Source organism: Micromonospora sp. NPDC050417 (genome assembly GCF_044458865.1).
In the GTDB taxonomy this organism is placed as follows: domain Bacteria; phylum Actinomycetota; class Actinomycetes; order Mycobacteriales; family Micromonosporaceae; genus Micromonospora_G.
Genome location: NZ_JBITIH010000004.1, coordinates 62,823 through 79,606 on the forward strand (window position 1 = coordinate 62,823; position 16,784 = coordinate 79,606).

Annotated in this window: 14 protein-coding genes; 7 read left to right on the forward strand and 7 right to left on the reverse strand. The window is 69.6% G+C overall.

Annotation, left to right across the window (positions count from 1 at the left end; translation table 11 throughout):
* Positions 1-173: 173 nt before the first annotated feature.
* Positions 174-1,319: a cellulose binding domain-containing protein gene (locus ACIBF5_RS07180; protein ID WP_396808982.1), complete on the forward strand. Its 1,146-nt coding sequence runs from the start codon at positions 174-176 to the stop codon at positions 1,317-1,319.
* Positions 1,320-1,475: 156 nt separating this feature from the next.
* On the opposite strand, the gene ACIBF5_RS07185 is transcribed toward ACIBF5_RS07180, so the two are convergent.
* The 4 genes from ACIBF5_RS07185 to ACIBF5_RS07200 form a co-directional block, all read right to left on the reverse strand.
* Positions 1,476-2,513: a hypothetical protein gene (locus ACIBF5_RS07185; RefSeq protein WP_396808984.1), complete on the reverse strand. Its 1,038-nt coding sequence runs from the start codon at positions 2,511-2,513 to the stop codon at positions 1,476-1,478.
* Positions 2,514-3,042: 529 nt separating this feature from the next.
* Positions 3,043-3,432, reverse strand: a complete 390-nt coding sequence (locus ACIBF5_RS07190) for a molybdopterin-binding protein (RefSeq protein WP_396808986.1) — start codon at positions 3,430-3,432, stop codon at positions 3,043-3,045.
* Positions 3,433-3,541: 109 nt separating this feature from the next.
* Positions 3,542-5,413, reverse strand: a complete 1,872-nt coding sequence (locus ACIBF5_RS07195; RefSeq protein WP_396808988.1) for an IPT/TIG domain-containing protein — start codon at positions 5,411-5,413, stop codon at positions 3,542-3,544.
* A gap of 225 nt (positions 5,414-5,638) precedes the next feature.
* Positions 5,639-6,424 carry an aldo/keto reductase gene (locus tag ACIBF5_RS07200; protein WP_396808990.1) on the reverse strand — a complete coding sequence of 262 codons (786 nt, stop codon included), beginning with the start codon at positions 6,422-6,424 and terminating at the stop codon, positions 5,639-5,641.
* A 266-nt stretch (positions 6,425-6,690) separates the two neighbouring features.
* On the opposite strand from ACIBF5_RS07200, the gene ACIBF5_RS07205 reads away from it, so the two are divergent.
* Both ACIBF5_RS07205 and ACIBF5_RS07210 read left to right on the forward strand, forming a co-directional pair.
* Complete coding sequence (locus ACIBF5_RS07205) at positions 6,691-7,899, forward strand: threonine synthase (RefSeq protein WP_396808992.1); 1,209 nt, start codon at positions 6,691-6,693, stop codon at positions 7,897-7,899.
* Between the two features lie 126 nt (positions 7,900-8,025).
* Positions 8,026-10,140, forward strand: coding sequence for a catalase (locus ACIBF5_RS07210; protein ID WP_396808994.1), 2,115 nt, complete (start codon positions 8,026-8,028; stop codon positions 10,138-10,140).
* Between the two features lie 24 nt (positions 10,141-10,164).
* Here the strand turns inward: ACIBF5_RS07210 and ACIBF5_RS07215 are convergent, their stop codons facing one another.
* The 3 genes from ACIBF5_RS07215 to ACIBF5_RS07225 all read right to left on the reverse strand — a co-directional run bounded on the left by ACIBF5_RS07215 (position 10,165) and on the right by ACIBF5_RS07225 (position 12,693).
* Complete coding sequence (locus ACIBF5_RS07215) at positions 10,165-10,554, reverse strand: cupin domain-containing protein (RefSeq protein WP_396808996.1); 390 nt, start codon at positions 10,552-10,554, stop codon at positions 10,165-10,167.
* Between the two features lie 370 nt (positions 10,555-10,924).
* Positions 10,925-11,329, reverse strand: coding sequence for a hypothetical protein (locus ACIBF5_RS07220; protein ID WP_396808998.1), 405 nt, complete (start codon positions 11,327-11,329; stop codon positions 10,925-10,927).
* 293 nt (positions 11,330-11,622) lie between these two features.
* A complete protein-coding gene (locus ACIBF5_RS07225; RefSeq protein WP_396809000.1) occupies positions 11,623-12,693 on the reverse strand; it encodes an NAD(P)-binding domain-containing protein in 1,071 nt (356 codons plus the stop codon).
* Between the two features lie 129 nt (positions 12,694-12,822).
* On the opposite strand from ACIBF5_RS07225, the gene ACIBF5_RS07230 reads away from it, so the two are divergent.
* The 4 genes from ACIBF5_RS07230 to ACIBF5_RS07245 all read left to right on the forward strand — a co-directional run bounded on the left by ACIBF5_RS07230 (position 12,823) and on the right by ACIBF5_RS07245 (position 16,736).
* Positions 12,823-13,560 (forward strand): MIP/aquaporin family protein, encoded by a 738-nt coding sequence (locus ACIBF5_RS07230; RefSeq protein ID WP_396809002.1) that lies wholly within the window; start codon positions 12,823-12,825, stop codon positions 13,558-13,560.
* Between the two features lie 168 nt (positions 13,561-13,728).
* Entirely contained in the window at positions 13,729-14,169 is a 441-nt protein-coding gene (locus tag ACIBF5_RS07235; RefSeq protein ID WP_396809003.1) for a hypothetical protein, read from the forward strand.
* Between the two features lie 114 nt (positions 14,170-14,283).
* On the forward strand, positions 14,284-15,876 hold the full coding sequence (gene aceB / locus ACIBF5_RS07240; protein ID WP_396809005.1) for a malate synthase A: 1,593 nt from the start codon (positions 14,284-14,286) through the stop codon (positions 15,874-15,876).
* Positions 15,877-16,055: 179 nt separating this feature from the next.
* Complete coding sequence (locus ACIBF5_RS07245) at positions 16,056-16,736, forward strand: Crp/Fnr family transcriptional regulator (protein ID WP_396809007.1); 681 nt, start codon at positions 16,056-16,058, stop codon at positions 16,734-16,736.
* Positions 16,737-16,784: the final 48 nt, after the last annotated feature.

Here is a 16,784-nt window from a genome sequence, read left to right on the forward strand (position 1 = left end):
CGGGTGGGGGCAGGGAGTTGCGGTGGGATTTTAAGCATGTCAATGTGTTGGCAGGCGTGGGAGCGCTCCCGGGTACCGCCGCCACCGCACGTACCGCCGACCGTCACCGCACATCCGGGCAGCACACACCGCACGCACGGCATGTACGGACACCCACCGTCCAAGGAGCATCCATGAGAACCGCTCGCGCCCTCGTGGCCGCCGGCCTGCTCATCGCGGGCTCGCTCGTCGCCATCGTCGCCGCCGGCCCGGCCCAGGCCGACACCCAGATCTGCGAACAGTACGGGTCCACCACGATCCAGGGCCGCTACGTGGTCCAGAACAACCGCTGGGGCACCACCGCCCAGCAGTGCATCAACGTCACCGACACCGGCTTCTCCGTGACCAGCCAGCAGGGTTCGGCACCGACCAACGGGGCACCGGTGTCGTACCCCTCGGTCTACCTCGGTTGCCACTACGGCAACTGCTCCCCCGGGAGCAACCTGCCACTGCAGGTGAGCCGGATCAGCAGCGCCACCAGCAGCATCAACTACACGTACGTCAGCGGGGCGACCTACAACGCCTCGTACGACATCTGGCTCGACCCGACACCGAAGACCACCGGGGTGAACCAGATGGAGATCATGATCTGGTTCAACCGACAGGGCTCGATCCAGCCGATCGGCTCGCGTACCGGCACCGCCACGGTCGGCGGTCGTAGCTGGGACGTCTGGACCGGTAACAACGGCGGGAACAACGTCGTCTCGTACCTGGCGCCGTCGGCGATCACGAGTTGGAACTTCAGCGTGCTCGACTTCATCAACGACGTACGCAACCGGGGTGCGATCACCAACTCCTGGTACCTGACCAGCATTCAGGCCGGGTTCGAACCGTGGCAGGGCGGCGCCGGGCTCGGGGTCAACTCGTTCTCCGCCGCCGTCAACAGCGGCACACCCCCGACCACACCTCCCACCACGCCGCCGACCGCCGGTCCGCCCACCACGCCGCCGAACCCCGGCACCGGTGGCTGCCGCGTCGGCTACACGTCGAACTCCTGGCAGAACGGGTTCACCGCCGACGTCAGCGTCACCAACACCGGCTCCAGCCCGGTCAACGGCTGGACGCTCGCGTACAACCTGCCCACCGGACAGCAGATCACCAGCGCCTGGAACGCCAACGTGACGCAGAGCGGGTCAGCGGTGACGGCCCGGAACATCGGCTGGAACGGCACCATCGCCCCCGGCAGCACGGTCTCCTTCGGCTACCAGGGCACCCACGGCGGCGGGTACACCGCACCCACCGCTTTCACCTTGAACGGCACCGCCTGCACCCGGGCCTGACGGTACGTCGCGCGGCGCCGTGGCCGATGCACGCGACCACGGCGCCGTGCTCCACCGGAAGTCGACCTCCGGTGGCCCGGGACCGGTATCGAAGCGCCTCGCCTACTCCGCCCGTCCCGGGTCACCACACAGCCGACGCCCCCCCTGCCGACCTGGTCAGAAGTCGCGGCGTACCGGGGCAGCGGAGCCGGCCGGACCGAAACCGCCCCAGTTCTGCGGGGCCATCGCCGGCGCGGACGCCGAGGTCGAGCCGACGCCGGCCTTGGCCGGCAGGGACGGGCCGAGATCGAGCGCCCCGTACGGGTACGCCGCGTCGGCGAAGACGATCCGGCTCAGGTCCTGCGCCGGCAGGTCGGCCGGCAGGTCCTGCGGTTGGCCGGACGGGAGCACCGGTGCCAGCGCGCGGAACACGGCACGGACCCGGTCACCCTGGTAGTCGGCCGGTGACTGGGTCGCCCGCAGCAATGCGCCGCCGTACGTCAGCGGCACCACCTCGGCGAAGACGCCGGTGTCCCGCAGAGCCGAAACGCCGCCGAGGCGGACCAGCAACTCCTCCGGGCAGAGCGTCACCCACTCGTAGCCCCGCAGGTAGCCGCGGCTGAGCTGGGCCGACTCCTCGACCGGCCGGGAGAGCACCGAGTCCAGGATGGTCGAGGGCGCGACCGTGCCGGCGTTGATCACGATCTCGCCGTACGACGGGTTCGCCACGTCACCGACCCGTCGGGTCAGCTCGACCAGCGCCGGCAGCACCTGCGCCAGCCGCCCCGGGCGGCCCTCGAATCCGACCGACACCTGCAGTTTGAGGTGCCGCTGGTGAGCGAAGCGGAAGACGTAGAGCTCAAGTTCGGACGCGACGGCGGCCGGGTCGACGTCGGCCCAGTGCGCCGAGAGCTGGTAGAGCCCCTCGGTCAGTCCGTCCGCCCAGCGCTGTGGCCGGCGGCGTCGGGCCCGCCCGTCCGGGTGCTGCTCGTACGCGCTGAGCGACAGCCACGGTTCGGGCGCACCGGCCGGTTGCACGAAGGGCAGCAGCAACCGGCACGCCTCGTCGTACCAGTGCTCCAGCAGAGCCAGGCTGCGGGACGGGTCGTCGCCGCAGTCCAGATAGAGCAGACAGGTAGCGAAATCGGGTTCCGACTCGCTGTAGTGACCCCAGATCGGCGGTACTGCACCACCGCGGTTCACCTCATTGTTCATCGTGCGCCTCCCCATGGCTTCACCCCAGGTACCCATCTCCACCCACCCGCTGCGCCCGACCCTTCTTTCCCTCAGAATCCAGGGCGAGGCCGAGTGGTTCGGTCTGTGGGTGACGCCACTTTGCCCTAGATCTGCGAGAAAATCCACGGGCAACGCGTGCCAGCACCACACTAACTGGCTGTTAGTCACGGAATTGACAGCGCGGGCGTCCAGATTGGTAATACACCAGCTCAGGGCCGGGAGACAACATTGCTCAATGACCCTGCCAACAACACTGTGCGTAACCAGGAGGTGTGGCGAGCGCGGGGGCCGAACCATTCGACGCCGGCCGCGCCACGGAACCGGTTACGACAATCGACCAGGTCACGCAGCGCCGCACTCTCCTCACGATCCGAATTGGACGAGACCGCTTCCGTGCGGGCGGGACACCGGAAAGTGGGCCGGTTTTCTCATTTTCCGCAAAGAAAAAATTGGCCCATCTTCACATCCGATTCCCACCGGCCCGTAGCCGGTACGGGCCGACCGCAGGTCAGCCCCGTTCGACCACCACGGTGGTGGACTTGATCACCGCAACGGCGGTCGAGCCGACGTCGAGGCCGAGTTCGTCGACCGCCTCCCGGCTCATCAGGGAGACCACCCGGAACGGCCCGGCCTGGATGTCGACCTGTGCCATCACCGAGTCCCGGCTCACCGCCGTCACGATGCCGCGCAGTCGGTTGCGGGCCGAGGAGCGCCCGGTGCCGCCGTCCGGCGTCTCCGCCAGGGAACGGGCGAAGCCGGCGAGGTCCGTACCGGCGATGCTCCGGTGGCCGTTTTCGTCCCGGGTCGCGGCCAGCCGGCCGGCGTCCACCCAGCGTCGTACCGTGTCCACGCTGACCCCGAGCAGCTCAGCCGCCTCGCCAATCCGATACGTCGCCACCGGACCACCCTAGAGCCGTATCCCGTCCCGGGCCGCACCACGTGCGGTCGGACGAACAGATCCGGGCCCCGGGGCGACTGCCCCGGAGCCCGGATCGGCTACCAGTCGATCAGATGGTGAAGGAGAGGCGTGCCCGGCGGCGGATCAGCACCAGCGCGACAGCACCGGCTCCGATCAGCACCAGCGCCAGCACGAACAAGGTGCTCGCGGGGGCACCGGTGACCGGCAGGCCACCGCCCACGTACCGGAACGGCAGACCGTTGGAACTGCCCTCCGTGGTGGTGACGGTGACCGTGGTGTTCCCGGCCGCGCACGGCGGGGTGACGAAGGTCAGCGACAGGCCGTCGGGGCTGACCGTGACCGAGGTGACCGGAATCGACCGCCCGCAGATGTTGACGATGGTCTCGCCCGGGACGAAGCCACTGCCGTCGACCGTGACGGTCGTGCCGCCCCGGGTCGGGCCCCGGTCCGGGTCGAGGTCGCTGATGGTCGGCGCGGCGAGCACGTACGTGAAGCCGTCCGGCTCGGTGGCGTCCGGTCCGGGCAGGAGCACGACCACGTCGACCGGTCCGACCGGTCCCGGCGGGGTGGTGACGGTCAGCGAGGTACCCGCCTGGTTCACCACGAGGTTGGTGCCGAGGTTGCCACCGAAGGTCACCCCGGTGGCGCCGGTGAAGCCGGTACCGGTGATCGTCACGCTGGTGCCACCCGAGGTCGGGCCCTGCTCCGGGGTGACGTCGGTGATGGTCGGCGCGACGAAGGTGAAGACTGGCGCGGTCGCGGTGCCGGCCGGGAAGACCAGGTTGACCGTGGCCGGTCCGGCGGCGTTGGCCGGTGTCACCACGGTGATCGTGGTGCCCGCCGGGTTCACCGTGAACGAGGTGCCGGGTACGCCGTCGAAGGTGACGCCGGTGGCACCGGTGAAGCCGGTACCGGTGATGGTGACCAGCGTGCCGCCGGAGGTGGGGCCGGAGGTCGGCGTCAGGTCGGTGACGACCGCGTCACTGCCATCCGCGAGGTACGTGTACCCCAGCGAGTCGGAGTCTCCGCTCGATGTACTGACGACCACCGAGGCGGGTCCGACCTCGCCGGGCGGGGTGACCACCGTCAGCGAGGTGCCACCGGGGGCGACCGTCACGTTGGTGCCCGGTACGCCGTCGAAGACGACGGTGGTGTCGCCCGGTACGAAGTTGGACCCGGTGATCGTGACCACCTGCCCGCCGGACTCCGGGCCGGCGTTCGGGTTGATCGAGGACGCGATCGGCGCCGCCGGGGCGAGTGCCCGCTCACAGGTCGCCGAGGCGACGGTCACGTCGCCGACGTCGATGTTGACCGGCAGGCCGAGCACCGTGCCGGTGATGGTGACGGCGGCGATCACGGCGGTGGCGGTCGCCCCGGTAGCGACGACCGTCTCGACGCTGGTCAGCGTGACGTTGAGTGCCCCTCCGAGCAGGCCGGGGACCACGATCGCGACGCTGCCGTCTACCCCCGGGGTGTTGGGCAGCAGGTCGACCGGGGCACCGAAGAGGGTCAGCCCGTTCAGTACGGTGTCGGCGACCTGCGTACCGACCGCCGGGCAGCTCACCGACGCGGAGATCTCGTCGGCGGTGACGACGCTGGCGCCGAGGATGCTCAACGTGAAGTCCTCGACAGTGGACGACGCGGTGGAGATGCCCGGGTTACGGGATGCGGAGAGGCTCAGCGTCCCGGTGGCCGCAGCGCCGGTCGCGCCGGGCAGGCTCACCACCACCCCGGTGTCCGAGTCCGTGCCACCGCCGGGCGGTGCCGTGACCGACCCGATCGTGGCGTTCGCGCTGATCACCGGAACGCCGAGCACCTCGGCGGAAAGTTGCGCCACCACTCCGGTGGCACTCGCGTCGCCGGGGGCCGCCAGGGCCGGCGATGCCAGCCCCAGAGTCGCCGCCCCGGCGACCACGAGGGTCAGGGCTGCTGCTGATGTGTTTCGCCAGATAGGACGCACCGTCGTTGCCTCGTCTCAGATCACGTCAAGGAATCCCGAGGACCGAGAAGCACTCGAACCCGATCTTTGTAACGAAGCCAACAAGACGTCAGTTACGACGAAAACAGCGCCATAATACGATAAGCGCCAAGTTTCGGCAAATTGCCCGTTTGGCCGAGGTCCGTACACGAACGACGGTCGCGGGGTGTGCGGGCTGTGGACGTCCCCCGCCGGGCCCACCTCCGACTAGCCGGCGAGCCCGTCGATCCGACGTAACTCGTCCTCGTTGAGGGAGAAGTCGAAGACGTCGAAGTTGGCCCTGATCCGGTCCGGCGTCACCGACTTCGGGATCACCACCACGCCGTGGTCGACGTGCCAGCGGAGCACCACCTGGCTGCTCTCGACCCCGTGCGCGCGGGCGATCTCGACCAGCACCGGGTCGTCGAGCCGAGTGGTCTTGAACGGGCTGTAACCCTCGACCGCGATCCCCCGCTCACGGTGCTCGACCATCACCTGCGGGTCGTAGAGCGAGGGACTCCACCGGATCTGGTTCACCGCCGGAGGCTCACTGGTCGCCTGGATCAACACGTCGAGCTGGCTGGTGCTGTAGTTGCTCACACCGATCGCGCGAGCCAACCCCTCGTCGCGTACGGCGAGGAACTCCCGCCACGTGTCGAGTCCACCACCCCGCTGCGGCGGCCAGTGGATCAACCAGAGGTCGACGTAGTCGGTCCCGAGGGCGGCCAGACTGGCGGCCAACGTACGCCGCTCGTGGCCGGCGTGCTCGGGCGGCAGTTTGGTGGTGACGAAGACCTCCTCGCGGGGTATCCCACTGTCCCGCAGCGCCCGACCCACCTCGTCCTCGTTGCCGTACGCGGTCGCGGTGTCGATGTGCCGATAGCCGATCTCCAGCGCGGTCCGGACCGACTCGTAACCGGACCGACCGGTGGCCTGCCAGGTGCCGAACCCGACCAGTGGCATCGCCACCTCGCCCGGCAGGGTGACCGTCGGTTGGTCGACAGATGAGGTCATGGCGATCTCCTACCCGAAGCAGCCGGAACCATGCGGTTCCCCGGGGTCCCACCATCGGCACCGCCGGATCGGAACCCGCAGACGGTAACCCGAGCGGGCCCGCTCCTGGGGGCGGAACCATACCCGCGAAGATGTCCTTCCGGACAGCTACCGGCGTCCGGGTGCCGCAGCACGGTCGACCGGCGTACAGTTTCTGATCTTCGGGGTGGCGTCCGGCACGGACGCTGACTCGGAGCGTCCCGTCGCACGGACCGCCGAGGAGAACGGTGTACCTGACCCACCTGGAATGCCCGCGCTGCGGCGACACCTTCGCGGCCGACCAGCCACGGAACCTCTGCCCCTGCGGCTCACCGCTGCTCGCCCGATACGACCTCGACGCGGTCGCCGCCACGGTCACGCCGGCCGAGATCGCCACACGCCCGGCCGACCTGTGGCGCTACCGGGAGCTGCTGCCGGTGGCCGACCAGGCCAACGTGACCACCCTCGGCGAGGGCTGGACGCCGTTGCTGCCGGCGCCCCGTTACGGCACCGGGATCGGCCTGCCCGGCCTCCTGGTGAAGGACGAGGGACTGATCCCGACCGGTTCGTTCAAGGCACGGGGTGCCGCCGTTGGCATCTCCCGGGCGCGTGAGCTGGGCATCCGCCGGGTGGCGATGCCGACCAACGGCAACGCGGGCGCCGCCTGGGCGACGTACGCGGCCCGCGCCGGGATGAGCGCGACCATCGCCATGCCGGTCGACGCCCCCACCATCACCCGCCGGGAGTGTCTGGCGGCCGGGGCCGAGCTGCACCTGATCGACGGCCTGATCAACGATGCCGGACGGTTCATCGCCGGGCTGATCGCCGCATCGGCGGACGACCCCGAGGGTTCGATCTTCGACGCCAGCACGCTCAAGGAGCCCTACCGGCTTGAGGGCAAGAAGACCATGGGGTACGAGATCGTCGAGCAGCTCGGCTGGCAGGTGCCGGACGTGATCCTCTACCCGACCGGGGGCGGGGTCGGGCTGATCGGCATCCACAAGGCGCTGCACGAGATGCGGCAGCTCGGCTGGATCGGGGACCGCTTCCCCCGCCTGGTGGCGGTCCAGTCGACCGGCTGCGCGCCGATCGTGCGCGCCTTCGCCTCCGGTGCCCGCCGGGCCGAGCCCTGGGTGGACGCCCAGACGGTGGCCTTCGGCATCACCGTGCCGGCGCCGCTCGGTGACGAACTGATCCTGGACGCGCTGCGGGACACCGGCGGCACCGCGATCGCGGTCCGGGACGAAGACATCCTCGCCGATCTGCGGGAATTCGGTGCCCGTGAGGGGTTGCTCCTCTGCCCCGAGGGCGCGGCCTGCCTCACCGCGGCGAAGCAGCTCCGGGCGGGTGGCTGGATCCGGAGCGACGAGCGGGTGGTGGTGCTCAACACCGGCGCCGGGTTGAAGTACCCGGAGACGGTCGAGGCCGACAACCTCCCCATCCTGCCGCGCCCGTAACCGCCACACCGGTCTTAACTACCCGAATCCACCCCAGGAGCGCCTGATCGGCGCAGAATTGCGGTAAGCGCTTGATCCGTCCCGATTGGGGCGGATCAAGTAACCGCTCGCCCGGGAGGATCCGCGATGACCGGACCGCAGTCGGAGCCGACCGCGAAGCAGCGGCAACTGGCGACGTACCAGGTCGACCCGTTGGACGGCCGGCACCTCACCACCGACCAGGGCATCCGGGTCCCGGACACGGACAACTCACTGCGCGCCGGCGCCCGTGGGCCAAGCCTGCTGGAAGACTTCCACCTGCGCGAAAAGATCATGCGGTTCGACCACGAACGAATCCCCGAACGGGTCGTCCACGCGCGGGGTTCCGGAGCGCACGGCTATTTCCAGGTGTACGAGTCGCTGGCCGACCGGACCGCCGCGACGTTCCTGCACGACCCGTCGGTGCGTACGCCGGTCTTCGTCCGGTTCTCGACCGTGCAGGGTTCGCGCGGCTCGGCCGACACCCCGCGCGACGTACGCGGCTTCGCCACGAAGTTCTACACCGAGCAGGGGAACTTCGACCTGGTCGGCAACAACATGCCGGTCTTCTTCATCCAGGACGGGATCAAGTTCCCGGACCTGGTGCACGCGCTCAAGCCCGAGCCGCAGCACGAGATGCCGCAGGCCGCCTCGGCGCACGACACCTTCTGGGACTTCGTCTCGCTGCAACCGGAGACGATGCACCACGTCATCTGGCTCATGTCCGATCGGGCGCTGCCCCGCAGTTTCCGCACCATGCAGGGGTTCGGCGTACACACCTTCCGCCTGGTCGACGCGGCCGGCAGGTCCACCTTCGTGAAGTTCCACTGGACGCCGGTGCTCGGCACCCACTCCCTGGTCTGGGACGAGGCCCAGAAGATCGCCGGCAAGGACCCGGACTTCAACCGCCGCGACCTGTGGGAGGCGATCGAGGCCGGCCACTTCCCCGAGTACGAACTCGGCATGCAGTTCGTCCCGGAGGAGCGGGAGTACGACTTCGACGACATCGACCTGCTCGACCCGACAAAGATCATCCCGGAGGAGGTGGTGCCGGTGACCCCGGTCGGGCGGATGGTCCTGGACCGCAACCCGGAGAACTTCTTCGCCGAGACCGAACAGGTGGCCTTCTGCGTCGGCAACGTGGTGCCGGGCATCGACTTCACCAACGATCCGCTGTTGCAGGCGCGGCTCTTCTCCTACCTCGACACCCAGCTCACCCGGCTGGGCGGCCCCAACTTCGCCCAGCTCCCGATCAACCAACCGGTGGCGCCGGTCGCCAACCACCAGCAGGACGGTTTCCACCAGCAGACGATCCGACGCGGACCGGCGAACTACCACCCGCACTCGATCGGCGGCGACGGCCCGTTGCCGGCCGGCCCGGACGCGCGACCCTTCGTCAGCTATCCGGAGGTGGTCGACGGACCGAAGGAGCGGCGGCGCAGCACCACCTTCGCCGACCACTACAGCCAGGCCACCCTCTTCTGGAACAGCATGTCCGACTGGGAGCGGCAGCACATTGTCGCGGCGTACCGGTTCGAGTTGGGCAAGGTGACCGAGCCCAGGATTCGCACGCGGGTGGTCGGGCACCTCAACCGGATCGACCACGACCTGGCCACCATGGTCGCGGCCGGGATCGGCGTACCGGCCCCGGAGGGCGGGGTGGAGAACCACGGCCGTCGTTCCGCCGCGCTCAGCCAGGCCACCACCGGCCAGGCGACGATCCTCGGCCGGAAGATCGCGTTCCTGGTCACCGACGGCGTGGACCGGGAGAGCGTGGGCGTGCTCCAGGACGCCCTCACCGCCGGTGGCGCGATCGTGGAGTTGCTCGCCCCGGTCGACGGGGAGGTCAGCACCGCCGACGGGGGCGGTCTGCCGGTCACCCGGGCGCTGACCACCGTTGCCTCGGTGCTCTACGACGCGGTGGTGCTGCCGGCCGGCGAGGAGGCCGCAGTGGCGCTGACCGGCGACGGGTACGCGGTGCACTTCGTCGCCGAGGCGTACAAGCACGGCAAGCCGATCGGCGTACTCGGGGATGGGCTGGCCGTGTTCAGCCAGGCCGGCCTGACCGCCCCGGTGCCGAATCGCGACGGGGTGGGCGACGCGGCCGGGGTGGTGGTCCAGTCCCCGGCCGGTCCGGCGGTCGACGGGTTCGTCAGCGCGTTCGTCGAGGCGGTCGCCCGGCACCGGCACTTCGACCGGCCGCTGGACGTGGTCGCGGCCTAGAGCCGGCACCGGGACGCCCCGCTGTCAGGCCGGCGGCTGGTCCTGGCCGGCCTCCTCGGCCGCGTCCGCCTCCTCCTTGGTCCGGTGCACCGCCTGGTCGGCGTGCTCGGGCGGTCCGTAGACGGTGTAGAGCACAAGCGGGTTCGGCCCGGTGTTCACGAAGTTGTGCCTCGTTCCGGCCGGGACCACCACCAGGTCTCCCTGGGCCACCGCCTTGGTCTCGCCCGCCACCCGGGCCTCGCCGGTCCCGCTCACGAAGGTGAGGATCTGGTCGGTGTCCTCGTGGACCTCCTCGCCGATCTCACCTCCGGCGGGGATGGTCATGATGACGAGTTGGGTGTGCTCGCCGGTCCACAGCACCCGACGGAAGTCCGGGCTCCGCTGCGCGACGGTCGCGATAGTGAAATGCTCCATGACCGGTTTTCTACCCGAACGGCGCCGGATGACGCCATCCGTCACATCACTCTTGTACCGGTGGCGGCACCGGTCGCGACACATCGACTTTCGATGCCGGTAGTGAGGTTTGCCACCCGCGAGGGCGGGAACCTCACTAACTGACCGACGCGCAAGGTTTCCACCGTCGGTCGAGCCAGGTCCCCGCTGGCGTACCGCCGAAGGGCTGCGATGGTGGGAGACGGCCAGAGCGCGGCGACGCTCGACTCGGGTCGGGCGGCGCCGCGCGCTCGTGTCTCGATCCCGGTGCGCCACGGCTGCCGCTTCCGCCCTTCCTGACACCGGTGGCCCCCGGGCTGAGGCTCAACCCGGAGACCACCAGTGGGGGGTGTCAGGAGAGCACTCCGAGGTGGAACCCGCGGTCCGCGTACGCACCGGCGGAGTTGAAGGTCTGGACGAAGACGCCGTTGGCGACACCGGTCCGTCCGACCACGGCGATCTCGCCGGAGGGGGAGGTGCCGTCGCTGCCGGGCAGCCCGATGGTGCCGACGAAAGCGGAGCCGGTGAGGTCGTGGTTGAAGACGACCTGGTACATCCCGGTGGCCAGACGGGCGGCGGAGCTGACCCCGAAGCCCCGGACGATGGAGCCGTTGCTGTTGACCACGGCGAAGAGGACCTGGGCGGTGGGTGCCAGGCCGGCGCTGGTCGCGGGTACGGACTCGGTGCCGACGGATTCTGTCGCGATGGCCGGCGGCTGGGCGGTTGACTTGCTCTTGCTGGCGGCGGACTCAGACATGGCGGCGCTCCTTGTGATGGCGGGTGGACGGTGCCCGCAGAGATGGGAGCAAACGGCACGAATGTAATGATCAGGGATATCTATCTCAATTCCCCCTGATCAATGCCATTTACCCCCTTAAGGCTAAGTGCGACTACCGCGAGTGACCAGGTCGTACACCTGTACAATCAACGACAGAAGGTGACGTACCCGAACATTCTTCGGAATGTGCCCCGATTCGCGTAACTCCACTGTGGAGCATCTACTGACATCTCCGCTGGCCAGAGGGGACAACGCCGCAGTGCCCGAGATCGTCAGCGGGCAGAGGTCGGGCGCAGAAACCGCCTGACCTCGCGTACGGCCGCACGCCCGGCCCGGTTCGCGCCGATGGTGCTTGCCGACGGGCCGTAACCGACCAGTTGGATCCGCTCGTCGGCGACCACCCGCGTGCCGTCCATGGTGATCCCGCCACCCGGGGCCCGAAGTCGCAGCGGGGCAAGGTGGTCCAGCGCCGCCCGGAACCCGGTGCACCAGAGGATCACGTCGGCACGGACGAACCGCCCGTCCGCCCAGCCCACGCCGTCCGGCGTGATCCGGTCGAACATCGGCAGCCGTCGCAACACGCCACGTTCCCGCAGCTCACGGGTACGAGGCGTGTCCACCAGCCCGGTCACGCCGACCACGCTCGCCGGCGGGAGTCCGGCCCGTACCCGCTCGTCGACCTTCGCCACCGCGGCGCGGCCGTGCTCCTGCGGGGTGAACTCGCCGACCCGGAAGTCCGGCGGCCGGCGGGTGACCCAGGTGGTCTCGGCGACCTCGGAGATCTCGCCGAGCAGTTGCACCGCCGAGGTGCCGCCCCCGACCACGACCACGTGCGCGCCGGCGAACTCCTCCGGACCGCGATAGTCGGCGGTGTGCACCTGCCGGCCCCGGAACGACTCCTGCCCCGGGTAGTAGGGCCAGAACGGACGGGTCCAGGTGCCGGTCGCGTTGACCAGCGCCCGAGTGGTCCAGGTTCCCGCCGCGCTGACCACGTCGAGCCGCCCGTCCGACCGGTCCCGGACCGCGTCGACCCGTACGGGGCGGTGGACCGGCAACCCGAACTCCTGCTCGTACGCCTGGAAGTAGTCGGCCACCACCTCGGCCGCCGGCCGTGCCGGGTCGGCCGACCCCAGCGCCATCCCGGGCAGGTCGTGAATGCCGTGCACACCGTCCAACCGCAGCGTCCGCCAACGGTGCCGCCAAGCGCCGCCCGGGCCGTCGTCGCCGTCCAGGATCACGTAACCGGACTCCGGCGCGAACCCGTCCCGGTGCAGGAAGTAGCCGGCGGAGAGGCCGGCCTGACCGGCACCGATCACCACCACATCGACGTCATGGCCGTTCACGACGGGTGCAACCGCTGCCGTACCGGGTTTCGTACCGGATCCCCGCGTCGATCCGCTCACACCCTCCGACATGCCCCGAAGATCAGAGGAAATCCCCCAGAATAGCCAAAAGGTTCTTATCCTGACGGCATGGACAACACCAAACGCTACGGCGCGGAGTTCCTCGGCACCATGCTGTTGGTCTTCTTCGGCGTCGGTAGCGTCATCGCCGCCCGGGTCGAGGGCGGCGTGGTCGTGGTGGCGCTCGCCTTCGGCTTCACCCTGCTCGTCCTGACCTACATGCTGGTCGCTATCTCGGGCTGTCACGTCAACCCGGCCGTGACGCTCGGCGCCCTGCTCACCGGCCGGATCTCGCTGGCCGGGGCGATCGGCTACTGGATCTCCCAACTGGTCGGCTCGGTGATCGGCGCGCTCCTGCTCTGGATCCTGGTCGAGGGTGGTGACGTGGTCGACCAGAGCGGTGCCCTCGGCACCAACGGGTACGGCGCGAACATCAACCTCGGCGGCACCTTCCTGCTGGAAATCGTGCTCACCTTCCTGCTGGTCCTGGTCGTCCTCACGGTGACCAGCAGATTCGAGCAGCGGGCGATCGCCGGCGTCGCCGTCGGCCTCGCCATCGCCGCCTGCCACCTGGTCGGCGTGGCACTGGACGGCACCTCCGTGAACCCGGCGCGGTCGTTCGGACCGGCCCTGTTCGAGGGCGGCGCCGCCCTGTCCCAGCTCTGGGTCTTCATCGTGGCGCCGCTGATCGGCGGCATCCTCGCCGCCCTGGCCCTGCCGTTCGTCCTCGGTCCCGACTGGCGCACCCCGGCCCCCGGCCCCAGCCCTGCCCCGGGCGCCCCGGGGGAACCGCCCAGCGTCGCCTGAGACGCCGGAACCGCCGCTGACCACACCGGCGGCCCAGCCGAGGGCAGCGCCGATGCCGGCACCCCGACCTGTTCCCGTCCCGCTGGAACGCGGAGACCGCGATCGATACACTGGCGCCCGGTCGATGGCGCCCCGGTCGCCGTCGCGGTCCACGACAGGGCGGTCGGGATGACGTACGGACACCCACGGCGGACAGTTTCCCTCCTGTTGCTGTGCGCACTGCTCGCACTGACCGGTTGCACCGGGGTCGGGGTGGCCGGCGCACCGGACTCCGGCTCCGGCTCCTACCAGGTGTGGGGTCTGAACGAGGCATCAAGCGCACTGACCGGCGACGACCGGAGCGTGGTGCTCAACGGTGACCTCGACAACGACAGCAAGCCGTTCTTCACCGCCGAGGGCACCTGGGACGCGGCTGGTTTCACCCTCGACGAGGCGAGCACCGAACGCGCCCGCGAGCTGACCGGAAAGCTCCCGGAACGTACCGGCGACCCGGCCTGCGTACGACTGGTGCTGGTCGACGGGCGCCTGCTCGGGGACAGGGCGGTCGCCACCATCGCCGTGGGTGACGTGAAGGAGAGCGGCCCGGTCGTCGCGATCCCACTGGACTGAGCCGGCGGCTGCACCGGAGTGAGCCGGCAGCCGTCGTCCCGCGAGCCACTAGAGTCGGGAAACGCGGTTGTTGATCGACTCGGGCAGTGGCCCGGGGTGTGGAGAGGAGCGCCGATGAGCCCGCTCGCCGGAGTCGAGGTCACCGGGGCACGGCACGACCGGTACGAGGAGATCCTCACCCCGGAGGCACTCGGCTTCCTCGCCGAACTGCACCACGCCTTCGAGTCGCGACGGCGGGAGCTACTGGCCCGGCGGGTCGAGCGCGAGGCCGCCCTGGCCCGGGGTGAACTCTTCGACTTCCTGCCCGAGACGGCACCGGTCCGCGACGGCGAGTGGCGGGTCGCCGAACCCGCACCCGGACTGGTCGACCGGCGGGTCGAGATCACCGGGCCGACAGACGCGAAGATGACGATCAACGCGCTCAACTCCGGTGCCCGGGTCTGGCTCGCCGACCTTGAGGACGCGAACACCCCGGCCTGGGAAAACGTCGTCGAAGGCCAACTCAACCTGCGGGACGCGATCGACCGTACCCTCGTCTTCACCTCGCCGGCCGGCAAGCGCTACACGCTCGACGACGGTGACCTCGCCACCATCGTGGTACGGCCAAGGGGCTGGCACCTGACCGAGAAGCACCTCCTGGTCGACGGGGAGCGGCTGGCCGGTGCGCTGGTCGACTTCGGACTCTATTTCTTCCACTGTGCCCGCCGCCAACTCGACCACGGCTCGGGCCCCTACTTCTACCTGCCAAAACTGGAGAGCCACCTGGAGGCGCGGCTCTGGAACGACGTCTTCCTCTTCGCGCAGGAGCGACTCGGCATCCCGCGCGGCACCATCCGGGCGACCGTGCTGATCGAGACCTTTCCGGCCGCGTTCGAGATGGAGGAGATCCTCCACGAGCTGCGTGAGCACTCCGCCGGGCTGAACGCCGGCCGGTGGGACTACATGTTCAGCGTGGTGAAGAAGTTCCGGACCCGGGGTACGGACTTCCTGCTGCCGGACCGGAACGCGGTCACGATGACCGCCCCGTTCATCCGGGCCTACACCGAGCTGCTGGTCCGCACCTGTCACAAGCGCGGGGCCCACGCGATCGGCGGGATGGCCGCGTTCATCCCCAGCCGCCGCGACCCCCGGGTGAACGAGACCGCGTTGGCGAAGGTGCGGGAGGACAAGACGCGCGAGGCGGGCGACGGATTCGACGGTTCCTGGGTGGCCCACCCGGACCTCGTCCCGATCTGCCGTGAGGTCTTCGACGCCCAACTCGGCGAACGGCCGCACCAACTGGACCAGGTCCGCGCGGAGGTCACCGTCACCGCCGCGCAACTGCTGGACGTACGGAGCACGCCTGGCACCCGTACCGAGGCGGGACTGCGCGCGAACATCAGCGTCGGAATCCAGTACCTGGCCAGTTGGTTGGCCGGCACCGGGGCGGTGGCGATCAACAACCTGATGGAGGACGCCGCCACCGCGGAGATCTCCCGGTCGCAGGTGTGGCAGTGGCTGCACAACGACGTCACCCTCGACGGTGGCAGTGGCAGTGGCGTCCTGGTCACCCGGGAACTGGTCGAACGGATCGCGTACGAGGAGACGGCGAAGCTCGACGGCGACCCGGCGCGGTACGACGCCGCCCGCTCGCTCTTCCTGGAGGTGGCGGTGGCGGACGAGTTCGTCGACTTCCTCACCCTGCCGGCCTACGAGCGCATGCCCTGACCGGGGCGCCAACCGCTCCCGGCAGCTCGTACGCGGTTTGTGCACTGACCCGGAACATCACTCCGACATCAATGTCATACCGGCGTTCCTGTCAGTATCCGCAGGTGCCGGACCGGGCACGCGCCAACTGGCGCGTCACGGGCACCCCAAAGACATCGATACATCAGTACGGTGGGCAGATGCCGGTCACCTCTCCTGCCCAGCCGAGCTTCGTCGATTTCGTCACGCCTGCGGACTGGGCAGCGCTCGCCACTGCCGGCCAGCTCAGACGGCTCCCCGCCGGCCGGGTGCTCTTCCTCCAGGAGGCGACCGAACGCGAGGTTCTCGTCCTCCTCTCCGGGTCGGTCAAGGTCTTCCGGACCGAAATGAACGGTCACCAGAGCCTGATCGGCATCCGGCTCGGCGGCGACCTGATCGGGGAGATGGCCGCATTGAACGGGACTCCCCGATCCGCGGGTGTGGCGGTGTTGCGTAGGGTCGAGGCGCGGCTGCTGAGCGCCGAACAGTTCAACGCTCTGATCACCGTTCGCGGACTCGACCGCGCGCTGCACAAGTACCACAGCGCGCGGGTGCGCGAGTCGGATGAACAGCGGGTCGAGATCGCACTGCTGCCGGTCCGGCAACGGCTGGCCCGGACGCTGCTGCGGCTGGCGCACCGGGAGGCCGACGGCGGAAACCGGGCGGTGCTCGACCTGGGCCTGCCACAGGACGCCCTGGGACAGCTCATCGGTGCGTCCCGAAATGCGGTGGTGGCCGAGCTGACGTTGCTCCGTAAAGCGGGAATGCTCCGCACGGAACACCGTCGGATGTACCTGACCGATCTCGCGCGCCTGGCCGAAATCGCGTACAAGTTTTCCTGACCGAATTCGCCGACTGCCCACTGCTGGGCAGATCCGGGCACCGCCGGT